At 68.2% G+C, this 19,805-nt stretch carries 21 protein-coding genes and 2 tRNA genes; 12 read left to right on the top strand and 11 right to left on the bottom strand.

Translation table 11 applies throughout. The features are described from left to right. The coding region (locus ACK4SE_RS11840) for a hypothetical protein (RefSeq protein ID WP_409692840.1) at positions 1–496 on the top strand (496 nt) is incomplete at its 5' end. A gap of 213 nt (positions 497–709) precedes the next feature. Here ACK4SE_RS11840 and ACK4SE_RS11835 read toward each other — a convergent pair. Next, complete coding sequence (locus tag ACK4SE_RS11835; protein ID WP_409692838.1) at positions 710–1,168, bottom strand: hypothetical protein; 459 nt, start codon at positions 1,166–1,168, stop codon at positions 710–712. Positions 1,169–1,341: 173 nt separating this feature from the next. On the opposite strand from ACK4SE_RS11835, the gene ACK4SE_RS11830 reads away from it, so the two are divergent. Continuing rightward, entirely contained in the window at positions 1,342–1,980 is a 639-nt protein-coding gene (locus ACK4SE_RS11830; protein WP_409692835.1) for a DedA family protein, read from the top strand. 13 nt (positions 1,981–1,993) lie between these two features. On the opposite strand, the gene ACK4SE_RS11825 is transcribed toward ACK4SE_RS11830, so the two are convergent. The 4 genes from ACK4SE_RS11825 to ACK4SE_RS11810 form a co-directional block, all read right to left on the bottom strand. Continuing rightward, positions 1,994–2,383 (bottom strand): RidA family protein, encoded by a 390-nt coding sequence (locus tag ACK4SE_RS11825; protein WP_409692832.1) that lies wholly within the window; start codon positions 2,381–2,383, stop codon positions 1,994–1,996. 4 nt (positions 2,384–2,387) lie between these two features. Beyond that, complete coding sequence (locus tag ACK4SE_RS11820) at positions 2,388–3,998, bottom strand: M28 family peptidase (protein ID WP_409692828.1); 1,611 nt, start codon at positions 3,996–3,998, stop codon at positions 2,388–2,390. Between the two features lie 53 nt (positions 3,999–4,051). Next, on the bottom strand, positions 4,052–5,755 hold the full coding sequence (locus ACK4SE_RS11815) for a M28 family metallopeptidase (RefSeq protein ID WP_409692826.1): 1,704 nt from the start codon (positions 5,753–5,755) through the stop codon (positions 4,052–4,054). Between the two features lie 288 nt (positions 5,756–6,043). Beyond that, complete coding sequence (locus tag ACK4SE_RS11810) at positions 6,044–6,829, bottom strand: thiazole synthase (RefSeq protein WP_409692823.1); 786 nt, start codon at positions 6,827–6,829, stop codon at positions 6,044–6,046. Between the two features lie 789 nt (positions 6,830–7,618). On the opposite strand from ACK4SE_RS11810, the gene ACK4SE_RS11805 reads away from it, so the two are divergent. Together ACK4SE_RS11805 and ACK4SE_RS11800 are read left to right on the top strand one after the other, a co-directional pair. Further along, entirely contained in the window at positions 7,619–8,545 is a 927-nt protein-coding gene (locus ACK4SE_RS11805) for an NAD(P)H-dependent flavin oxidoreductase (protein WP_409692820.1), read from the top strand. Positions 8,546–8,583: 38 nt separating this feature from the next. Further along, positions 8,584–9,297: a TorF family putative porin gene (locus tag ACK4SE_RS11800; protein WP_409692817.1), complete on the top strand. Its 714-nt coding sequence runs from the start codon at positions 8,584–8,586 to the stop codon at positions 9,295–9,297. Between the two features lie 15 nt (positions 9,298–9,312). On the opposite strand, the gene ACK4SE_RS11795 is transcribed toward ACK4SE_RS11800, so the two are convergent. The 3 genes from ACK4SE_RS11795 to ACK4SE_RS11785 form a co-directional block, all read right to left on the bottom strand. Further along, entirely contained in the window at positions 9,313–9,486 is a 174-nt protein-coding gene (locus ACK4SE_RS11795; protein ID WP_409692814.1) for a DUF1328 family protein, read from the bottom strand. A gap of 88 nt (positions 9,487–9,574) precedes the next feature. Beyond that, positions 9,575–12,106, bottom strand: a complete 2,532-nt coding sequence (gene ligD, locus ACK4SE_RS11790; protein WP_409692812.1) for a DNA ligase D — start codon at positions 12,104–12,106, stop codon at positions 9,575–9,577. 77 nt (positions 12,107–12,183) lie between these two features. Beyond that, positions 12,184–12,257 (bottom strand) — tRNA-Gln (locus ACK4SE_RS11785). Between the two features lie 156 nt (positions 12,258–12,413). On the opposite strand from ACK4SE_RS11785, the gene ACK4SE_RS11780 reads away from it, so the two are divergent. Further along, positions 12,414–12,490, top strand: a tRNA-Pro gene (locus tag ACK4SE_RS11780). A gap of 61 nt (positions 12,491–12,551) precedes the next feature. On the opposite strand, the gene ilvC is transcribed toward ACK4SE_RS11780, so the two are convergent. Further along, positions 12,552–13,568 (bottom strand): ketol-acid reductoisomerase, encoded by a 1,017-nt coding sequence (gene ilvC / locus ACK4SE_RS11775; RefSeq protein ID WP_409692810.1) that lies wholly within the window; start codon positions 13,566–13,568, stop codon positions 12,552–12,554. Here ilvC and ACK4SE_RS11770 point away from each other — a divergent pair. Next, the gene (locus tag ACK4SE_RS11770; protein ID WP_409692808.1) at positions 13,567–14,109 is read left to right on the top strand and encodes a DUF924 family protein; all 543 of its coding nucleotides are present in this window, start codon (positions 13,567–13,569) and stop codon (positions 14,107–14,109) included. The two genes, ilvC and ACK4SE_RS11770, sit on opposite strands and share 2 nt — an antisense overlap. Before the next feature lie 590 nt (positions 14,110–14,699). Beyond that, entirely contained in the window at positions 14,700–16,454 is a 1,755-nt protein-coding gene (locus ACK4SE_RS11765; RefSeq protein WP_409692806.1) for an ATP-binding protein, read from the top strand. 3 nt (positions 16,455–16,457) lie between these two features. Here ACK4SE_RS11765 and ACK4SE_RS11760 read toward each other — a convergent pair whose 3' ends face one another. Then, positions 16,458–16,829, bottom strand: a complete 372-nt coding sequence (locus tag ACK4SE_RS11760; RefSeq protein ID WP_409692804.1) for a hypothetical protein — start codon at positions 16,827–16,829, stop codon at positions 16,458–16,460. A 62-nt stretch (positions 16,830–16,891) separates the two neighbouring features. Here ACK4SE_RS11760 and ACK4SE_RS11755 point away from each other — a divergent pair, with 62 nt between their 5' ends. The 5 genes from ACK4SE_RS11755 to ACK4SE_RS11735 are packed head-to-tail and all read left to right on the top strand — an operon-like array spanning position 16,892 to position 19,432. Next, complete coding sequence (locus ACK4SE_RS11755) at positions 16,892–17,755, top strand: thymidylate synthase (protein ID WP_409692801.1); 864 nt, start codon at positions 16,892–16,894, stop codon at positions 17,753–17,755. A gap of 13 nt (positions 17,756–17,768) precedes the next feature. Beyond that, a complete protein-coding gene (locus ACK4SE_RS11750; RefSeq protein WP_409692798.1) occupies positions 17,769–17,993 on the top strand; it encodes a DUF2188 domain-containing protein in 225 nt (74 codons plus the stop codon). 11 nt (positions 17,994–18,004) lie between these two features. Continuing rightward, a complete protein-coding gene (locus ACK4SE_RS11745; RefSeq protein WP_409692796.1) occupies positions 18,005–18,622 on the top strand; it encodes a hypothetical protein in 618 nt (205 codons plus the stop codon). Beyond that, entirely contained in the window at positions 18,619–18,921 is a 303-nt protein-coding gene (locus ACK4SE_RS11740) for a phosphoribosyl-ATP pyrophosphohydrolase (RefSeq protein ID WP_409692794.1), read from the top strand. Before ACK4SE_RS11745 ends, ACK4SE_RS11740 begins: the two co-directional genes overlap by 4 nt. Before the next feature lies 1 nt (position 18,922). Beyond that, positions 18,923–19,432: a dihydrofolate reductase gene (locus ACK4SE_RS11735; RefSeq protein WP_409692791.1), complete on the top strand. Its 510-nt coding sequence runs from the start codon at positions 18,923–18,925 to the stop codon at positions 19,430–19,432. 3 nt (positions 19,433–19,435) lie between these two features. On the opposite strand, the gene ACK4SE_RS11730 is transcribed toward ACK4SE_RS11735, so the two are convergent. Beyond that, entirely contained in the window at positions 19,436–19,759 is a 324-nt protein-coding gene (locus ACK4SE_RS11730; protein ID WP_409692789.1) for a hypothetical protein, read from the bottom strand. Positions 19,760–19,805 lie beyond the last annotated feature (46 nt).

Genomic DNA, 19,805 nt, shown 5'->3' with positions numbered 1-19,805 from the left:
CCGCTATGAGGAAATGGAGGCCCGTGAAGCCCGCATGGAGCGCGAGGCCGCCGACCGCCGCGCGGCCGAAGCGGCGGCCAATGAGGAGCCCCTTGTCATCCCGCAAGCGCCCTCAGGCGCTATCCGGGACGTTGCACCCCCGTTGCACTGTTTTTCAGCCCCGGAGTCTCACCAACCGGCGCCTGACGACGACGATCGGATGGACGACGCCGATGACCCCGCCCGCGACCTGCTGCGCCTCAGCACCCAACTGGCCGCCGTCGCCCGACAGGTCGAAAAGGCCGCCCGCGAGGCGGAAGACAGACTCCGGTTGCACCGTTTTTCGCCTTCGGAGTCCAACGCCGCCCCCGAAACGAACGACAGGCTGACCCGCCTCGCCGCCGGGCTGGACGCCTTGTCCGGCCAGGCCGAACGCGCCCTCACGGACGAGGTCCTTGCACTGCAATTGCACTGTTTCTCGCGTCCGGAGTCTCACACCCCGGGACCGGAGCCGTGACCCGATAACCCCGTCACCCTCCGGCTTGACCGGAGGGTCCAGACGCGCCGACAGGGCCGGCAAACCACAATCGCCAGGGAATCTGGATTCCCCGGTCAAGCCGGGGAATGACGGAGGGGGGAGGTTGCCCGCCGTCCCGGCTCTCCGCTTCGCTCCGGCCGGGATGACAAGAGGGGGCGCTTCGCTTCAACCGCGATGACGGGGAGTCCCCGCTCAAGCCCCGTCCAGGGATTCCGCCGGGGCCGGACCGCAGCGCACCAGTTGCACCGGCTCGCCGCTCCGGTCCGCCCAGGTCAGGGTCAGGCGGTCCGCGACCACCCGCATGTTGACCTGCTCGCGGCTGGTCATGCCCTCGGCCTCGCAGGCCAGGCTGGCGTCATAGCTGTCGCCCCTCTGCTGGATGGCGGTGATGTCGCAGCGGTTCTCGTAGCCCTCGAAGCGCTCGGCCGTGATGCGGACGGGAACCTGATCGGTCGTGGCCGCTGTATTGCCGCACCACGCGGCTTGTGCGGCCCAGGTTCCCACGAAGGTCTCCGGCCCCTGGCCCGGCTGGATCGGCACGGTGGGATTGATGGTCGGCGCCTCGGTCACCGGCTCGGCCGGTTCGGTCGGCGGATTGGTCCGCTCTCCACACGCGGTCAGGGCCAGGGCGGCGGCGGTGAGCATCAGCATGTTTCTCATGGCGGACAGAACGCGCGCGCGCCCTGTTCGTTTCCGCAGGGGACCAGACCGCCGCACCTGCGACACACCGTCGCCCGGATTGTCACAATTCGGCTGTCGCTCTGTGGTCTGAGGGCCCAAATCGCCTATATCGGGCGCCTGTCCCCCACGCTCCGGAGTTGCTGTTGGAAGACCTGATCGCCGACCTGAACACGTTCGTGCAGGAGCACGTCATGTGGGCCGCCCCGATTCTGGGTCTGATCACCTTCGGCGAATCGCTGGTGTTCATCGGCGCCTTCTTCCCGGCCACGGCCCTGATGGTCACCGCCGGCGGCCTGATCGGCGCGGGCATCCTGAACCCGGTGCCGGTGCTGCTGTGGTGCATCGGCGGAGCGGTGGCGGGCGACGCCGTGTCCTACTGGATCGGCCGCCGCGTCGGCCCCAGCGCCTGGCGCCACCCCTGGCTGAAGAAGCACCGCCGCCCCCTGGCCCGGGCCCGGCTGTTCTTCCGCCACTATGGCGTGGCCTCCATCTTCCTGTGCCGCTTCATGGGCCCGGTGCGCGCCTTCGTGCCCCTGATCGCCGGCATGACGACCATGAACCAGACCAAATTCCAGCTGGCCAATTTCTTCTCGGCCGTGGTCTGGGTGCCGGTGATGATCGCTCCCGGCTGGCTGGTGGCCGCGGGCCTGACCCAGTTCGGCAGCCTCGACGACCACCTGCACACCATCGGCATCGTCGCCACGGTCGCCCTGGTCGTCACCGCCGCCACCCTGATCGCCTGGAAGCTGATCAGCCGCAAACTGATCCGCGAAGGGGCCTAGAGCCGATTTTGGGCTAGGCCGCCGCCACCGCCTCGATCTCCACCAGCCAGGCCTCGTCGAAGATGCCGGTGATGATGACGGTCAGGGCGGGCTGGCGATGCTCCAGCACCTCCAGCCGCACGGCCCGGTTCTCCAGCGCATACGCCCGGTCCGACAGGAAGGTCGTGACCTTGACCAGATTATCCAGCGTCATGTCCGCCGCCCGCAGTTGCGCCTCGATATTGGCCCAGCACTGGCGGCACTGTTCGGTGAAGTCCGGCGACAGGCCGCCGTCCGGCCCGACCGGGATCTGGCCGGACAGGTACAGCCAGCGGGTCGCGCCCGTCACCTCCACCGCCTGCGGATAGCCGCCCTGCACAGGCGGCGAGCCGTCGCCGGTCATGGGGGTCAGGCGCGCCGCCATGGCCCTACTCCCGCGCCGCGTCGCTGCGGGCCCGCACCGGGCCGAACTCCGAGGCCGGCTTCCACCCGGGCCAGCGGTCGCTGTCCGCCAGGTCGACCGTCAGCCGGTACAGCAGGGTCAGGTTCTCCACCGCCGAGGTGAAGTCCAGGTCCGCGCTCCACTCGTCGCTGGGCTGGTGATAGTCGCTGCGGAACTTGGCCTGATAGGCCCGCAGGCCCACCTCGCGGCCGCCCTCGACCAGGTCCACCCCGTGCCACGGCATCAGGGCCGGCACTCCCGCCCGCGCGAAGGCGAAGTGGTCCGAGCGGAAATAGAAGCCCTGCTCCGGCTGGCCGTCGTCGGTGACATAGCGGCCTTCGGCCTCGGCCAGCGCCTGCAACTCGTCCTCCAGCGTGTTCTGGCCCAGCCCGAAGATGGGCAGGTCCCGGGTCGGCGCCGACAGGGGCAGCATGTCGATGTTGATGTTGGCGACCGTGGTCTCCAGCAGATAAACCGGATTGGCCGCATACCAGAACGCGCCCAGCAGGCCCTGCTCCTCGGCCGTCACGTGCAGGAACACGATCGACCGCTCGAACGGCCCGGCGGCCTTCAGCTCGCGCGCCATCTCCACCAGCCCGACGGTGCCCGAGGCGTTGTCCCAGGCGCCGTTGTAGATGTGGTCGCCCTCGCCGCCCTCGCCCACGCCCACATGGTCCCAGTGGGCCGAGAACACGATGGTCTCCTCCGGCCGCTCCGTCCCCGGAAGGCGGGCCAGCAGGTTCCATGACCGCTGGGTCTCCACCGTCTCCTCGGCGTCCACGTCCAGGGTCACGCCTTCCAGCGCCACGGCGCGGAAGGCCCCCCCGTCCACATCGCCAGTCAGGTCTTCAAGGCTACGCCCCGCCGCCTCGGCCCACTGGCCGAATGTCGCCGCCAGCACCGCGCCGGTGAACTCCAGGTCGTCATTGCCCGGCGACAGGGTGCGCTGGCGATCATTGAACTGGGCCCGCCGCGCCCATGCCGGCTCGTCCGCCGTGGCGTCCACCAGGGTCAGCACGCCCACGGCCCCGCGCCGGTAGGCTTCCGCCGCCTTGGCGGAGTCGCTGGCGTGAGCGGTGCGGTAGTCGCCGTTGAACAGCGCCCCGTCCGGCTCGCCCGCCATGACCACCACCACGGCGCCCTCGACGTCGATGTCGCCGTAGTCGTCCCAGTTCCGCTCCGGCGCATGGATGCCATAGCCGGCGAACACCACCGGCGCGCCGCTGACCTGGGCTCGCCCGTCATTGGACGCCGCCCGCAACAGGAGGCCCTCCGACAGCGCATGAACCGCCCCGCCCGCGCGCCAGGCCGCCGTCGCCGGGCGCACCGGGTCATAGCGGCTCAAGTCCACAGGCTGCAGCCACGCCCCGTCCGCCCCGCCGGGCTCCAGCCCCAGCATCTCGTAGCGCGCCTGCAGCCAGCCCAGGGTCAGGCCTTCGCCGATCTCGCCCGGATAGCGCCCGGCGAAGGCGTCGGCGCTGATGCTGCGCACGCCCTGCGACAGGCGCTCGGCGGAGAAGTCCTGGCCCTGCGCAGGCAGGGCGGCGAGCAGCAGGGCGGCGGCGGCCAAGCGGCCGGTGATCTGGAAGGGGGTCACGGACACTCTCTCGACAAGCGGGCGGCCGGTTCGACCCGGCCGCCCCTCACCTTCTACCGGCGCGCGGCGGCGCTTTCGGCCCGCACCGGACCGAACTCGGAGCCGGCGTTCCACTCGGGCCAGTCACGGCTGTTGGCCAGACGGGCGCCCACTTCGTACCAGATCTCCATGTCCTCGAGCATGCCCGCATAGTCGAAGTCCGGCGACCACTCGTCACCCGCCTGGTGATAGCGGGTGCGGCCGTATTCAGCCCGCGCGTCGATGCGCGGCTGGATCGGTTCGTCGCGGAAGGTGGCGCCCCCGCCCGCATAGATCATCGGCACGCCGCGCTTCACGAACGGGAAGTGGTCCGAGCGGAAATAGCCGCCCGCCTCGGGACGGGGATCGGGCGTCACGGTGCGGTTCAGCCCTGCGGCCGCCTGGGCCACATAGTCGTCCAGCTGCGACTGGCCGTGCCCCGTCACCGCGATGTCGGTGGTGCGGCCATAGACATTGGTGCTGTCGATATTGATGCCCGCCACCATGGTCTCGAGCGGATAGAGCGGATTGGCCGAATAGAACTCGGCCCCCAGCAGCCCGCTCTCCTCGGCGGTGAAGCCCATGAACACCACCGACCGCTCCGGGCGCGGCCCGGCGCCGAAGCGGCGCGCGATCTCGATGATCGCCGCGATGCCCGAGGCGTTGTCCACAGCGCCGTTGAACACCTCGCGCTGTCCGCTGGCGTCCGGCTCGCCCATGCCCAGGTGATCCCAGTGCCCGCCGTACAGGATGGTCTCGTCCGGCCGGGTCGATCCCCGCAGCACGCCGATCACATTGTCGGTGCGGATGGCCGACGACGCCACATTGAAGCTGACGTCCAGCCCCGCGTTCGCCAGCACCACCGGCTGGAAGTCGCGGCTGCGCGCGGCGACCTTGAGGGCCTCGAAGTCCTGACCGGCCCGCTGGAACAGCTCCACCGCCACGTCGCGCTGGATCCAGGCTTCCACCGGGATGCGCACCGCCTGAGGGTCTTCGTGCTGGATATCGAACTGCGGCCCGCCCCACGAGTTGCGCACCGTGGCCCAGCCGTAGGAGGCCGGCGCCGTCTCGTGCACGATCAGCACGCCCGCCGCGCCCCGCCGCGCCGCTTCCTCGTACTTGTAGGTCCAGCGACCGTAATAGGTCATGGCCCGGCCGCCGAAGGTGTTCAGCTCCGGCTGTTCGAAGTCCGCGTCATTGATCAGGACCACCAGCACCTTGCCGGCCACGTCCACGTCCTTGAAGTCGTCCCACTGACGCTCCGGCGCCGTGGTCCCGTAGCCCACGAACACCAGCTCCGCGTCCGCCAGATTGACCGCCCCGCCCTGCGCCGGACGTCGGGTCGAGATCGCCACCTGTTCGCCCTGGGTCATGGGCAGGATCCAGTCGCCCACGCTCAGGGCCGCCTGCACATTGGACGCCTCGAACCGGTTCAGGGTCACCGTCTGGGTCCAGCCGCCATTCTCGCCGCCGGGCGCCAGACCTGCGGCCCGGAACTGTTCGGTGATGTAGGCCACGGTCCGCTGCTCGCCCACTTCGCCCTGGCCGATGCCGCGGCCTTCGAAGCTGTCGTCCGCCATGGTGCGGATGTGATCGGACACCCGCTGGGCCTCGAACGCCACGGTCTCGGCGGAGGCGACGGACTGCGCCCCGTCGATGGTGGCGCAGGCGCCGAGCGAAAGCGGCAGGGCGAGCGCGGCGCTCGCCATCAGGACAGTGGCGAAACGGACAGGACGCATGAAGAACCTCGGGTGCGATTTCAGGATTGCGCGCACCCTATCCAGCGTATGTCGCGGTGTCGATGCACCAGCCCCCTCTCCCGCTGGGAGAGGGCTGCGCGCAGCGGAGAGCGAAGCGAGCCGCTCCTTCGCGCGCAGGGTGAGGGTCGTATGCGTCCTGGCGGAACACCGAACCCCGTCGTCGGATCGGCTCCGCCGCGCCTTCCTCCACCCCCGCGCCAGAACGAAGCCGCTTTCGCGCCTTCGTGCGCGGGTTCCCCCTTCTCCCACCGGGAGAAGGATCTGAAATCAGATCAACCCCGCCAGCGGCGACGACGGGTCCGCATACATCCGCTTCTTCATCCGTCCGGCCAGATAGGCCTCACGCCCGGCGATCACCGCGTGCTTCATGGCCCGGGCCATGCGGATCGGCTCGCGCGCCTCGGCGATGGCGGTGTTCATCAGCACCCCGTCGCAGCCCAGTTCCATGGCCACCGCCGCGTCCGAGGCCGTGCCCACGCCCGCGTCCACCAGCACTGGCACCGAGGACTGCTCCACGATCAGGTGAATGTTGATCGGGTTCTGCACCCCCAGCCCCGAGCCGATGGGCGCCCCCAGCGGCATGATCGCCACCGCCCCGGCGTCCTCCAGCTTGCGGGCATAGACCGGATCGTCGGTGCAATAGACCATCACCTCGAACCCCTCGGCCGTCAGCAGCTTCAGCGACCGCAGCGTCTCCTCCATGTCGGGGAACAGGGTCCGGGGATCCGACAGCACCTCCAGCTTGACCAGGGTCCAGCCGCCCGCCTCGCGCGCCAGCCGCAGGGTCCGCACCGCGTCCTCGCCGGTGAAACACCCGGCGGTGTTGGGCAGGTAGGTGTAGCGCGTCGGATCCAGAAAGTCGGTCAGCACCGGCTGGCCCGGATCGGTCAGGTTCACCCGCCGCACCGCCACGGTCACGATTTCGGCCCCCGCCGCCTCCGCCGCCGCGGCGTTGGTGGCGTAGTCCTTGTACTTGCCCGTCCCCACGATCAGGCGCGAGGAGAAGGTCCGTCCGGCGACGGTCCAGGTGTCGGTCTGTGCGGTCTGGGTCATGCCGGACACCTACGCATCCCCGGCTGTCCGGAAAAGGGCCTGTAACGCATTTTGCCCGGGCGGCGTGCGCCTCCCTTCTCCCCTTGCGGGAGAAGGTGTCATGCGGAGCATGACGGATGAGGGGTGAATCACGGTGTCGGCCGGTTTCACGCCGCACGCCCGCGGTTCGGTCTGTCGCGCGGAGCATTTGAACAAGCGCTCGTCGGAATGATCGGCGTTTCACCCCTCATCCGACCCGCTTCGCGGGCCACCTTCTCCAGCAAGGGGAGAAGGAAAATGGGGGACAAACCGCGCCCATATCCCCGCATTTTTCGAGGCCAATGCATTGGCGGACAAGGCTTCGCGAAAAATCTTCGTCCATTTTTCCGACCGCGTTCGCGGCGCCCGTATGCTTCTCCCATCCCGTCGCACGGGAGGGGCGCTCGGCCGGCGACCTTGCGGCGGCGGGCTGTGATCGAGCGGGACTGAGCGGCGGGGCGGATTACTCGCCGGGTCCAGGATGCGGAGCGCTGTCCGCACCTGCCCGTCCGGGGCCTAAACACCGGCTAGCGCCTAAGACGCGTGCCCACCGGGGGCTCCAGCCAAACGATTACGCGGGGCGTCAGCCTTCGTCGAAACGGTATTTGTCTATCCTTACACCGGGCGATGGCCCGGCGCCCCGCTCCCTTCCCGCTAACCCGTAACGACGGGCGCCTTGGCGTGCGCGCTGTTCTCCTGCACCGTCGCCGCGCATTGCTTTCCGCCGCGACACCCCGCTATGCGTAGCGAAACGAAACTCAGGAGACGCCCGTGGCCATTCCCGCTTCGCTGGACAAGAACCTCACCCTCCCCGTCATCGCCGCACCCATGTTTCTGGTGTCCGGTCCGGATCTGGTGGTCGAGACGTGCAACGCTGGCATGATCGGCACCTTCCCGTCCCTGAACCAGCGCACCACCGAGGGCTATCGGGACTGGCTTGTGGAGATCAAGGAGCGGTTGAAGCCCGACGCCGCCCCCTTCGGCGTCAACCACATCGTCCACCCCACCAACCCGCGCCTGATGGCCGACATGATGGTGTCGGTGGAGCATCAGGTGCCGCTGATCATCACCTCCCTGGGCGCGGTGCGCGACGTGGTGGATGCGGTGCACGGCTACGGCGGCGTGGTGTTCCACGACATCGCCAATGTGCGTCATGCGCGCAAGGCGGCCGAGGCGGGCGTCGACGGCCTGATCCTGGTGGCCAACGGCGCCGGCGGTCACGCCGGGGTGGTGAACCCCTTCGCCCTCGTCAACGAGGTGCGCTCCTTCTTCGACGGGACCATCATCCTGTCGGGCTGTCTCTCCACGGGCCAGGACGTGGCCGGCGCCCTGATGATGGGCGCCGACTTCGCCTACATGGGCACCCGCTTCATCGCCACGACCGAAAGCCTGGCCCAGCAGGAATACAAGCAGATGGTGGTGGACTCCGGCGCCTCGGACGTCACCTACACCCCGGCGGTGTCCGGCATTCCGGCCAATTTCCTCACCCCCTCGCTGGTCGCCAACGGCATCGATCCCAAGTCCCTGCCCGAGCACAAGCTGGACATGGGCGAGGAAGCGCGGGCCTGGAAAACGGTCTGGTCCGCGGGTCAGGGCGCGGGCGGGGTGCATGACATCCCGGCCACATCCGAATTAATCCGTAGACTGAATGACGAATTCGCGTCGGCGTGTGATGATTTCGCCCGAAAGCGGGGGTAAGGGCGGCGTCACACCGCCACCAGACCCAGAGTCGCCCGATGCTCCGTCGCCCCATGCTCCGCACCGCTCTTCTGGCCGCCGCCGTCGTCGGCCTGTCCGCCACCGCTGTCTCGGCCCAGGACGGCGGATTCAGCCTGCCTGACGGCTTCGGCGTGGAAATCGGCGCCGGCACCGACAACCGGGCCAAGGCCATCTCCAAGACCAGCGGGGATGCCTACGCCTACGGGATCGTGGACTGGGTCGCCAGCGACCAGTTCTATGTCTCGGGCTCGGTCGAGGGTGTGGATTCCAACGGGGCGGATTGGGAAACGAAGGTTCTGGTGGGCTGGACGCCGCAGGTCGCCGGCTTCGATCTGGACCTCAACGCCGCCCACAAGTGGCTGGTCGACCCCATCCCCGGCACGGACAACGGCGCCTGGGAGTTCACCGCCAATGTGTCGCGCTCCATCGGCCCGGCCAGCGCGCGGGTTCAGTACCAGTATTCGACGGACGCCCTCGGGCCGACCGGCAGCTTCAGCTGGGTCGAGGCCCGCCTGGGCTGGGAGTTCACCCCGCGCCTCGAAGGCACGGCGGCGGTGGGGCGCCGCGAACAGCGCAACAGCGTCGACTACACAGGCTGGAACGTCGGCGTGACCTACGCCCTGACCCCGAACCTGGATCTGGACGTCCGCTACCACGACACCGACGTCGATCTGCCCGCCGACAACAAGTACGACGACGCCGTGGTGGCCGAGATCAGACTGGCGTTCTGATCCCGGCCAGCCCGGTCAGGTGACCTTCTTGGCCACCGTGTAGCCCAGCACCAGCAGCACCACGAACACCACCACGGCGGCGATGGCGAGGAACTGGGCGATCCCGGCGGCGGCGCCGGCGATGCCGGTGAATCCGGCAAGCCCGGCCACAATGGCGATAACGGCGAAAATCAGCGCCCACTTCAGCATGTCATTCTCCTTTTTGAAGGTGGGAAAACGGGGTGCGGTCATGGCCGTTCCCTCGCCGGGGAAACACCTGTTCACGAAACCGCGACCTTCACTCGACCCCGACCTTCTTCAGCAGGGGCCGAAGCGAGATCTCGCCCTTCCTGAAGTCCTTCCATGGATCGGGCTTCTTCAGCAGGGCCGGCGCCGTGCGCAGGGTGAAGGCCTTCGGGTCCAGCCCCCTCCTCACCTGCCCCCACGACAGGGGAAAGGCGATGGTCGCCCCCGGCCGCGCCCGCGCTGACCAGGGCGCCGCCGCCGTCGCCATGCGCCCGTTGCGCAGATAGTCCAGGAAGATCTTCCCGCCCCGCGCCTTCTTGGACAGGGTGGTGGTGTAGCGGTCCGGGGCCGCGTCCCTGACCTGCTCGCACACCGCCTTGGCGAAGGCCTTGGCCTGATCCCACTCCACCCGGCTGCGCCCGTCCGCCTTGATGGGCGTCACCACATGCAGCCCCTTGCCGCCGGTGGTCTTGACGAAGGGGTTCAGGCCCAGCGCCTCCAGCGTCGCCTTCACGTCCTTCGCGGCGGCGATGACGTCCTCGAAATCCAGCCCCTCGTCGGGGTCCAGATCGAAGGTCAGCTGCTCGGGCGTCTCCGGATCCCCGGGCTTGCAGCCCCACGGGTGCAGCTCGATGCCCCCCGACTGGGCGATGGCCACAAGCCCGCCCACGTCCGACGCCGCCAGATAGGGGTTCCGCTGCTTCACATCGATCAGCTTCAGGCGGGGACTCGACCCCGCCATGGCGTGGCGCTGGAAGAAGGTCTCCCCCTCGATCCCGTCCGGCGCCCGGATGATCGAGGTGGGCCGGTCCGCCACATGTGGCAGGATGCGCTCGGCCGCCATCTCCACGTAGCGCGCCAGATCGGCCTTGGTGATCGCCGCCTCGCCGTCGTGGGCGGGCCACAGCGGCTTGTCGGGGTTGGAGATGGTCACGCCCGCCACCACCACCTTGCCCTTGGCGCTGACCGTCTTCGACGGCGGCTGGGGTGCGTCGGTCACGTCCTTCGGCGCCTTGTCCTCGCGCAGGCCCTTGTAGGCCGCATGGCGCAGGGTCCCGCTCTCGGTGAAGCCGCCATGCTCGATCTCGGCCACCAGCACCGGCTTGACCCAGTGGATCTCCCGCCCGCCCTTCGGCGCCGCCTTGCCCGCGAACGGACTGTCGTCCGACGCCTCAGCCTTCAACGCCGGGACCAGCACCCTGGTCAGCGCCTCGCTGTAGCCCGTGCCCACCCGGCCCAGATAACGCAGCCCCTTGCCGTCCTTCACCCCCACCAGCAGCGAGCGGAACCGCGTCCCCTTCTCCGACGACCAGCCGCCGATGACCACCTCGTCCCGGCCCCGGCATTTGGACTTCACCCAGCTGGCCTGCCGCCCCGCCCGGTACGGCGCGTCCAGCTTCTTGGAGATCACCCCTTCCAGATCCATGCGGCAGGCGCTGTCCAGCACCGCCTGACCGGTGGTGGCGAAATGCTCCACGAACCGCAGGCTGGGCCCCGCCTTGCCGGCCCGATCCACATAGGCCTGCAGCCGCGCCTTGCGTTTGGCCAGAGGCAGGTCCTGCAGGTCCTCCGCCCCCTCGAACATCAGGTCGAAGGCGAAATAGATCAGCTCGTCCGTGCGCTCCTCGGAAATGGCCGTCTGCAGCGCCGAGAAGTCCGGCATGTGATCGTCGTCCAGGGCGCACAGCTCCCCGTCGATGACCCCGTCCGGCCAGCCCGCAGCCTGCTTCGCCAGCGCCGGAAATTTGGCCGACCAGTCCAGCCCGCTGCGGGTGTAGAGCTTCGCCTTGCCCCCGCCCACCGCCACCTGGATGCGGTAGCCGTCGAACTTGATCTCGTGGGCCCAGCCCGACGCGCCCGGCGGATTGTCCACCACCTTGCACAGCTGGATCGGCGTGAAGGCCGGCGGGCCCTTGCCCGTGCTCGTCTGTCCCTTCGAGACCTTCGGCTTGGGCGGAGCCTTGCGACTGGTCGGCTTTGAGGACGTCCATTCCGCATCGCCGCCCGCGATCTCCGCCAGACTGCGGCCCGTGGTGACCGAGGCGTCGATCTCGGCCAGGGCGTCGCCCTCGCCGTCCACGGCGTGCTCGTCCTTCTCCTTGATCAGCAGCCAGTTGTTGCGCTTGGTGGGCCGCCCCCGATCCGACTTCAGCCGGATCAGCGCCCAGCCGCCCTTGAGCCGCTCGCCTTCGAGGTTCAGCTTGACCACGCCCTTGTCGAAGGCCGCGTCCAGATCCTCGTCCTGCGGCGTCCAGACGCCCTCGTCCCACATCTGCACCGTGCCGGCGCCGTAGTTGCCGGCGGGAATCGTGCCCTCGAACCCGCCGTAGTTCATGGGGTGGTCCTCCACCTCCACGGCCAGCCGCTTGACCGACGGATCGCGCGACGGCGCCTTGGTCACCGCCCAGGACTTCAGCACCCCGTCGTGTTCGATGCGGAAATCATAGTGCAGCCGCGTGGCCGCATGACGCTGGACCAGATAGCGCAGCCCGGCCCTGGACCGCGCCGCCTTCTTGCCTTTCGGCTCGGGCGTCGCCCCGAAGTTCCGCTTGGCCTGATAGGTCTTGAGCTCGCCGCGCGCCATGGCCGCCCGTCCTCCGTCATCCGTCCGGACAGCGGAACGCGCCACGGGCCGATTCGCTCAGGCGGGGGAGAGGCCGATGGCTGGGGAACTAGGACTCGAACCTAGAATGACGGTACCAAAAACCGTAGTGTTACCATTACACCATTCCCCAGCAGGATCGGCGCGGCCCGGCGGGGAACGCCGGGGAGGCGGTCGAATACGCCAAGGCGTTTTCGGATGCAACACCGCTTTTGACGGCTTTTTCGCAGCGGCGAAGAACGGCGCTTGCGGGGGCCGGGGCGCGTGGTTATAAGCCGCGTCCTCAAGTCGGAGTGTGGCTCAGTCTGGTAGAGCACCGCGTTCGGGACGCGGGGGTCGCAGGTTCGAATCCTGCCACTCCGACCATTATCCCTGCCCTACCGCGCGGCGCGCGGTGCCTCGCTGCTTGAGGGCACGGTATTCCCGTTTATTCCCTGGCTTTGGCGGCGACCGTGTTCAGGTGCGCGCCGACGGCCTCGATGGGCCGTTCGCCAAGCGCCTTGCGGCGCGCCAGCAGCTCGGGCGAGCCGGCGTCATAATCCGTCATCAGGCGGCGCACGAAGGCGCCGTCGCGGACCTCGGCCAAAACCGCGTCCATGGCCTTGCGCGAGGCGTCGTTGATGACGCGCGGGCCGGTCAGATAGGCCCCGTATTCGGCGGTGTTGGAGATGCGGGCGAAGGCCCCGGCGATGCCGCGCTCGAATATCAGGTCGGTGACCAGCTTGACCTCGTAGAAGCACTCGAACCACGCCACCTCGGGCGGGTAGCCGGCGTCCACCAGTTTCATGAAGGCCTGGTCGATCAGTTCGCCGACGCCGCCGCACAGGACCACCTGTTCGCCGAACAGGTCGCTTTCGCACTCGTCCTTCATGGTGGTCTCGAGGATGCCCTTGCGGCCACAGCCCAGCGCCGCGGCGTAGGACAGGCCCAGCCCCCTCGCCTGCCCCGTGGCGTCCTGATGCACGGCGAACAGGCAGAAGACGCCGTCGCCCTGTTCGTAGATCTCGCGGATGCGCGGGCCGATGCCCTTGGGCGAGGCCAGAATCACATCCACGTCCGGCGGCGGCTGGATCAGACCGAATCGCACCGACAGGCCGTGGGCGAACACCAGCGCCGTGCCCGGCCGCACGTGGGGCGCCAGTTCGTCGGCCCACAGGTCGCGGTGGGCCTCGTCGGAGACCATGACGGCCAGCACCTCGGCCCACGCCGCAGCCTCGGACGCCGTGACCACCTGAAAGCCGTCGGCCTCGGCCCTCGCCCGGGTAGCGGAGCCGGGTTTGAGCGCCACGCGGATATCGGCGACGCCGGAGTCGCGCAGGTTGAGGGCGTGGGTGCGACCCTGACTGCCGTAGCCGATCACGGCGACCTTGCGGGCGCGGATGATCGACAGATCACAGTCGCGGTCATGGAAAACGGGCAAAGGCGTGCTTAGGTGTCCAGTCATGAGCACAGACATAACCCCTTCCGCCGTCGTCGCCTTCTGGAAAGAGGCCGGTCCCGAAAAGTGGTTCGCAAAGGACGACGCCTTCGACGCCGAGTTCCGCCGCCGCTTCCATGATGCCCACGTCGCCGCCGCCCGGCGCGAACTGGACGGCTGGATGGACACCCCCGAGGGCGCCCTGGCCCTGCTGATCCTGCTGGACCAGTTCCCCCGCAACAGCTTCCGCGGCACGGCCCATTCCTTCGCCACCGACCCGCTGGGCCTGATGTTCGCGGAGCAGGCGGTCGAGCGTGGGCTTCACGAGGCGTTCGACTTCCCCCTGCGCAACTTCATGCTGCTGCCGTTCCAGCATTCGGAGCGGCGGGAAGATCAGGACCGCTACATGGCGCTGGCGGCCGGGGACGCCGAGGCCGAGAAATGGGGCCGTGTTCACCGGGACATCATCGTGAAGTTCGGACGCTTTCCCCATAGAAATCCGGAACTTGGTCGGACAACCTCCCCCGATGAGCAGGCCTTTCTGGACGATGGCGGCTTCGGCAGCTGAGTTAGACTCAACGCGCAAAAAACAGTGCAAGTGGCGTGCAACTTTCCCTCTCCCAGTGGGAGAGGGCTGCGCGCAGCGGGGTGCGTGAGCAGCCCGCTTCTTCCGCGCGCAGGGTGAGGGTCGGGTGGCCGCCCTTTGAAACAGACGACCCTTAACCCCCGCGCCAGAACCTTCGCGCTCCGCGCTCCGGTGCGCGGGGCCCCCTTCTCCCATCGGGAGAAGGAAAAACAGTGCAACTGGAGTGCAACGGCGCGTCCGCGAAACCTCCTTGTCATCCCGGCCGGCGCGAAGCGGAGAGCCGGGACCGGACCGCTCTCTCCCGTCTCCCCCTGTTCACGCCCCATTTTAGCGCCCGCGCCACGCGTGAGCGCAAAAAGGCGGTGGTCCGACGTCAAACCCTTATCCCCTGCGGCATTGGCGCGCTGAAATGCGGGATTGTTCGGCGCTGCGGGGGGTTTTCCGCAGCAGAGGTCAAGGCCGGGCGGCGGTAACCTTGTCACGAAAGGAGTTGTCAACCGAGGTCTTGATAGCTGCGCGCGGTGAGGTCCGTGTAAATGTCAGCGTCCGATTTTCGTCTTCTGGCGCGGCCCATGCCCCTGCGACCGGGCGGCCCCATGCCCGACCGGTTTCAGGTCACCCTCGCCGCCATGCGCACAGAGGCGTGGTTGCTGTACGGCGCCTGGGGCGTGGCCGGTCTGGTCCTGGCCATGCTGGGTCACTGGCAGATCGGGCTGATCACCAGTCTGGCGGGCGCTGCGGCGGACATCCTGTTTCAGCGGCGGTTGAAAATCCTGTCCCGCGCGGCCCCCATGGCGCCGGAGGCCGGCATCGCACGACTGACGCCCATCGTCGCCATTCGCTTCAGTCTGGGCGTCGCCGGGGCGCTGATCATCATCATCACCGATCACGGCCCCGCCACCATGGCGGCGGTCATGATGCTTCAGGCCTGGTCGATCTGCGTGGCGCTGGCCCAGTTCTGCGCCGTGCCCCGGTTGTTCTATGTGGCCATCACGCCGCCGCTGGTGACGGTGGCCGTGTCCATGTGGCCCTATCTGTCAGGGCCGAGCGGTCCGGCCCTGCTGCTGTCCCTGTCGCTGCTGGTCCTGATGCTCGCCGTCATCGGCCGGCAGGTCGGCAAGGTCTGGGAGGCCTGGAGCGCCTCATGGGCCCAGAACGCCAGCCTGATCGAGGACCTGAAGGACGCCCGACGGGCGGCCGATGCGGCGTCCCAGGCCAAGTCCACCTTTCTGGCGACCATGAGCCACGAGGTGCGCACCCCCCTGAACGGCATCCTCGGCATGTCCCAGGTCATGGCCCTGCATCCGCTCGATCCCGACCAGCGCGAGCGGGTGAAAGTCATTCAGCGGTCCGGCGAGGCGCTGCTGGGCACACTGAACGCGGTGCTTGATCTGTCACGCATCGAGGCCGGACGGCTGGAGCTGGTGGAGGGCCATATCGAACCGGCCGTCCTGATCGCCGACAGCGTCCAGGCCTTTGAAGCGGCGGCCGACCTCAAGGGCGTGCGTCTGTCCGCCCGGTGCGAGGACTCGGCGGACGGGGTGTTCAGGGGCGATCCGATCCGGGTGCGTCAGATCGTCGACAATCTGGTGGGCAATGCGGTGAAATTCACCGAGACCGGCCGGATCGACGTCCACGCCGGCATCGAGGCGCACCAACTGGTCATCACGGTGACCGATACCGGCTGCGGGGTGGGCGAACGCGATCTCGAGCGCATTTTCAGCCCGTTCGAGCAGGCGGAAGGCGCCGCGCTGACTCACAAGCAGGGCTCGGGCCTCGGCCTGAGCATCGCGCGGGATTTCGCGGCCCTGATGGGGGGCTCCCTGGGCGCCGAGAGCCAGCCGGGTCAGGGCAGCGTGTTTCGCCTGACCCTTCCGGCCATGCCGACACAGGCGCCGGGAAAGGCGACGCCTGTCGCACCGCCCGACAAGCCAGCGTCCTTCGCCGTGCTGGTGGCCGAGGACAATCCGACCAACCGCCTCGTCATCTCCAGCCTGCTTCAGCATCTGGGGGCCGAGGTGGAGATGGTGGAGAACGGGCGTCAGGCGATCGAGCGGCTGATGACCCGGGAATTCGATTTCGTGCTGATGGACGTGCAGATGCCCGTGATGGACGGGCTGAGCGCCACGCGGGCCATCCGCAACGGCGAGGCGGGACCGACCGCCAAAGAGGCCGTCATCATCGGCGTCACGGGCAACGCCATGACCCATCAGCAGGCGGAGTGTCTGGCGGCGGGCATGTCGGCGGTGGTGCCCAAGCCCATCGAGCTGTCCACCCTGGTTCAGACGCTCAACGCGCTGGCGCCCGCCCCGGCGGACCGGCCCTAGCGCTCAGAGACCGTTTTCGGACGCCCAGCGGTCGACGGCGCGGCGGGCGGCGAACAGGCTCATGCCGGGGTTGGCGGCGCGAACGGCGTCGGCGGCCTCGTTGCGGGAGCCCTGACGGGCGTGGTGTTTGGCGGCGCCGGGCAGGTCCGCCTCCTCCACCGCCACGCCGCCGGCTTCATAGCGACGGGCGCGCTCCACCGTGTTGTCGGCGCGGATGTTGCGGCGTCGGCGGTTGCCGATGCGCTGGGGATCCTTGCGGGTGTGGGATCGGCCCATCAGGTAGCCGAACAGGAACATCGCCGTCAGGGCGACGATCGACACCAGATTGATGTTCGCGACCAGGGTTTCCAAAGCGTCCACAAGCGCCTCCGTCATGTTGTGCATCAAGGGTACAGGAGGCTAACCCCCCACACCGCGAATCGGTTCTGTATGGCGTCATGAACGCCCTGGCCGCCATCGCAGACCCTGAAGCCCGCACCGGCGTCTCGCCGGCGCCCGCCGACCATCCCGAGTTCCAGTATCTTGGGCTGCTGGCCGACATTCTGCAAAACGGCGTCGAGCGGGGCGACCGCACGGGCACCGGCACGCTGGGGGTGTTCGGGCGCCAGATGCGGTTCGACCTGTCGAAGGGGTTTCCCCTTCTGACCACCAAGAAGCTGCACTTGCGCTCCATCCTGGTGGAGCTGCTGTGGTTCCTGCGCGGCGAGACCAACATCGCCTGGCTGAAGGACAACGGGGTCAGCATCTGGGACGAATGGGCCGACGCCCAGGGCGAGCTGGGCCCGGTATACGGCAAGCAGTGGCGGTCGTGGTCCGCGCCGGACGGGCGGGTCATCGACCAGATCACCCGCGTGGTCGAAAGCCTGAAGACCAACCCCAACAGCCGGCGCCACATCGTCACCGCCTGGAACCCGGCGGACGTGGACGACATGGCCCTGCCGCCCTGTCACTGTCTGTTCCAGTTCTTCGTGGCGGACGGAAAACTGAGCTGCCAGCTGTACCAGCGGTCGGCCGACGTGTTCCTGGGGGTGCCGTTCAACATCGCCTCCTACGCCCTTATGACCCTGATGATGGCGCAGGTGACGGGGCTGAAGCCGGGCGAGTTCGTGCACACCTTCGGCGACGCGCACCTGTATCTGAACCATCTGGATCAGGCGCGGCTGCAGCTGACCCGCGAGCCGCGCGACCTGCCGACCATGACCCTCGCGCCCCGGGATGACCTGTTCGCCTTCGGACGGGAGGACTTCGCGCTTGAGGGCTATGATCCGTGGCCCCATATTAAGGCGGCGGTGGCGGTTTAGAGGAGCGACGGACATGGCGATCGGCAAGCATGTGGTTCCCCGGCCCAACGGCGAATGGGCGGTTCGCAACAGCGGCGCATCGCGGGCCACCAAGGTTTTCGAGACCCAGAAGGAAGCGATTGCGTTCGGACGCGACGCGGCCCGCAAGGATGGCGTCGAATTCTATGTCCACCGCAAGGATGGGACGATCAGGGAGCGCGACAGCTATGGTCGCGATCCTCACCCGCCCCGGGGCTAGGATTCAGGGTCTTGGCGTTCGAGAAGAACGTCTTCATCAATTGCCCGTTCGATAACGACTACCTGTCGTTGCTGCGGCCCATCGTGTTCTGCGTCTACCGGCTGGGCTTTCAGCCGCGGATCGCGTCGGAGCGGCTGGATGGCGGCGAACCCCGGATCGAGAAGATCATAGAACTGATTGAAAGCTCCAAATACGCCATCCACGACCTGTCCCGAATGAAGGCGCGGAAGGCCGGCGAGCTGTTTCGTCTCAACATGCCGCTGGAACTGGGCCTCGACATCGGCTGCAAGCGGTTCAGGGACGATCACTGCACAGGCAAGAAGTGTCTGATCCTGGAGACCGAACGCTATCGGTATCAGGCCGCGCTGTCGGACCTGTCGAACTCCGACATCGCGGCCCATGGCGACGATCCGCTGGAAGCGTTCACCGCCGTGCGTGACTGGCTGGATCAGGAAGCGCGGCTTGACGCTGATGGGCCGGCCCGTCTGTGGGACCAGTTCACCGATTTCATGGCCGACAACGACGATACGCTGGTGGCGCGCGGCTTTTCGCGGAAAGACATTGATCGCCTTCCCATCTCGACCCTGATGAGAAGCATGGAAACCTGGATCGTGGAGCATCCCCTATGACCCTGGACGAGCTGTCCGCCTCGGTCCTGCGCATTTCCGACATCTACGCCCGGGAACATGGCATCGAGCGCGACCGGGACTGGGCGCTGCTGAAGATGCAGGAGGAGCTGGGCGAGCTGACGGCCGAGCATCTGCGGATGAGCGGGCGGGCGCGGGGCGCTGCCGATCACGACAAGCTGGGTGATGAGGCGGCGGACGTGCTGGGCATGCTGCTGATCTATTGCGACAAGGCCGGCATCAACATCGAGGACGCCATGCGGCGCAAATGGCTGAAATGGCTGGAACAGGACGCGGCCTGACATGATTCCCCTGTCCCTCGTGGTGGCCCGGGCCCGGAACGGCGTGATCGGGCGTGACGGCGACCTGCCGTGGCGGCTGCGGTCCGACCTGAAGCGGTTCAAGCAGATCACCCTGTCCAAGCCCTGCATCATGGGGCGCAAGACGTGGGACAGCCTGCCGCTGCGGCCCCTGCCCGGCCGGCTGAATCTGGTGCTGACGCGGGATTCCTCGTTCGAGGCCACGGGGGCGGTGGCGTGCGAGAGCTTCTTCGAGGCGGTCGAGATCGCCGCCGAACAGGCCGAGGAGGAAGGCGCCGAGGCGATCTGCGTGATCGGCGGGGTGGCGCTGTTCGAACTGGCCCTGCCCCGCGCCAGACGGCTGTACATCACCGAGGTGGATGCAGAACCCGAGGGCGACGCGGTTTTCCCGGCCTTTGACGAGAGCGCCTTTGTGGAAGTGGCGTCAGAGCGCCATGAGCCGGGCGAGGCGGACGATCACGCCTTCACCTTCCGGGTGCTGGAGCGGCGCTAGAACCTACAGACAGGGCGCCCAGGGGCGGGAGTGGCGCGGGGCGTCGCCGCAGCGGGCGATCAGGGCGAGCTTGAGCTGGGCGGCGGACAGGCGCGCCAGCGAGCCGAGGGCGAACATCATCAGGGCCAGGAAGGCCAGCAGGGCGCCGATGGAGATGCGGTCGGCCACGTCATGGCCGCCGACGCCGAACCCGCCCAGCGCCAGGGCGGCGCCCAGCAGGCCCAGCGTGCCGCCGAGGGCGACGATCCAGGTCATGCGCCAGACGAACAGCGTCAGCAGGCCGACGCGGGGCCGGTTCGCCAGATTTTCGATCAATTTCGGATCCATCGTCCGCCCCTCCTGAAGGCCAGTATCGCTCAAGATCGAACAATGA

The sequence above is a fragment of the Brevundimonas sp. genome (assembly GCF_046293315.1).
Taxonomy (GTDB): Bacteria; Pseudomonadota; Alphaproteobacteria; order Caulobacterales; family Caulobacteraceae; genus Brevundimonas.
The sequence above is the reverse complement of the archived record's forward strand: the minus strand, read 5'-3'. Positions and strand labels throughout refer to the sequence as shown.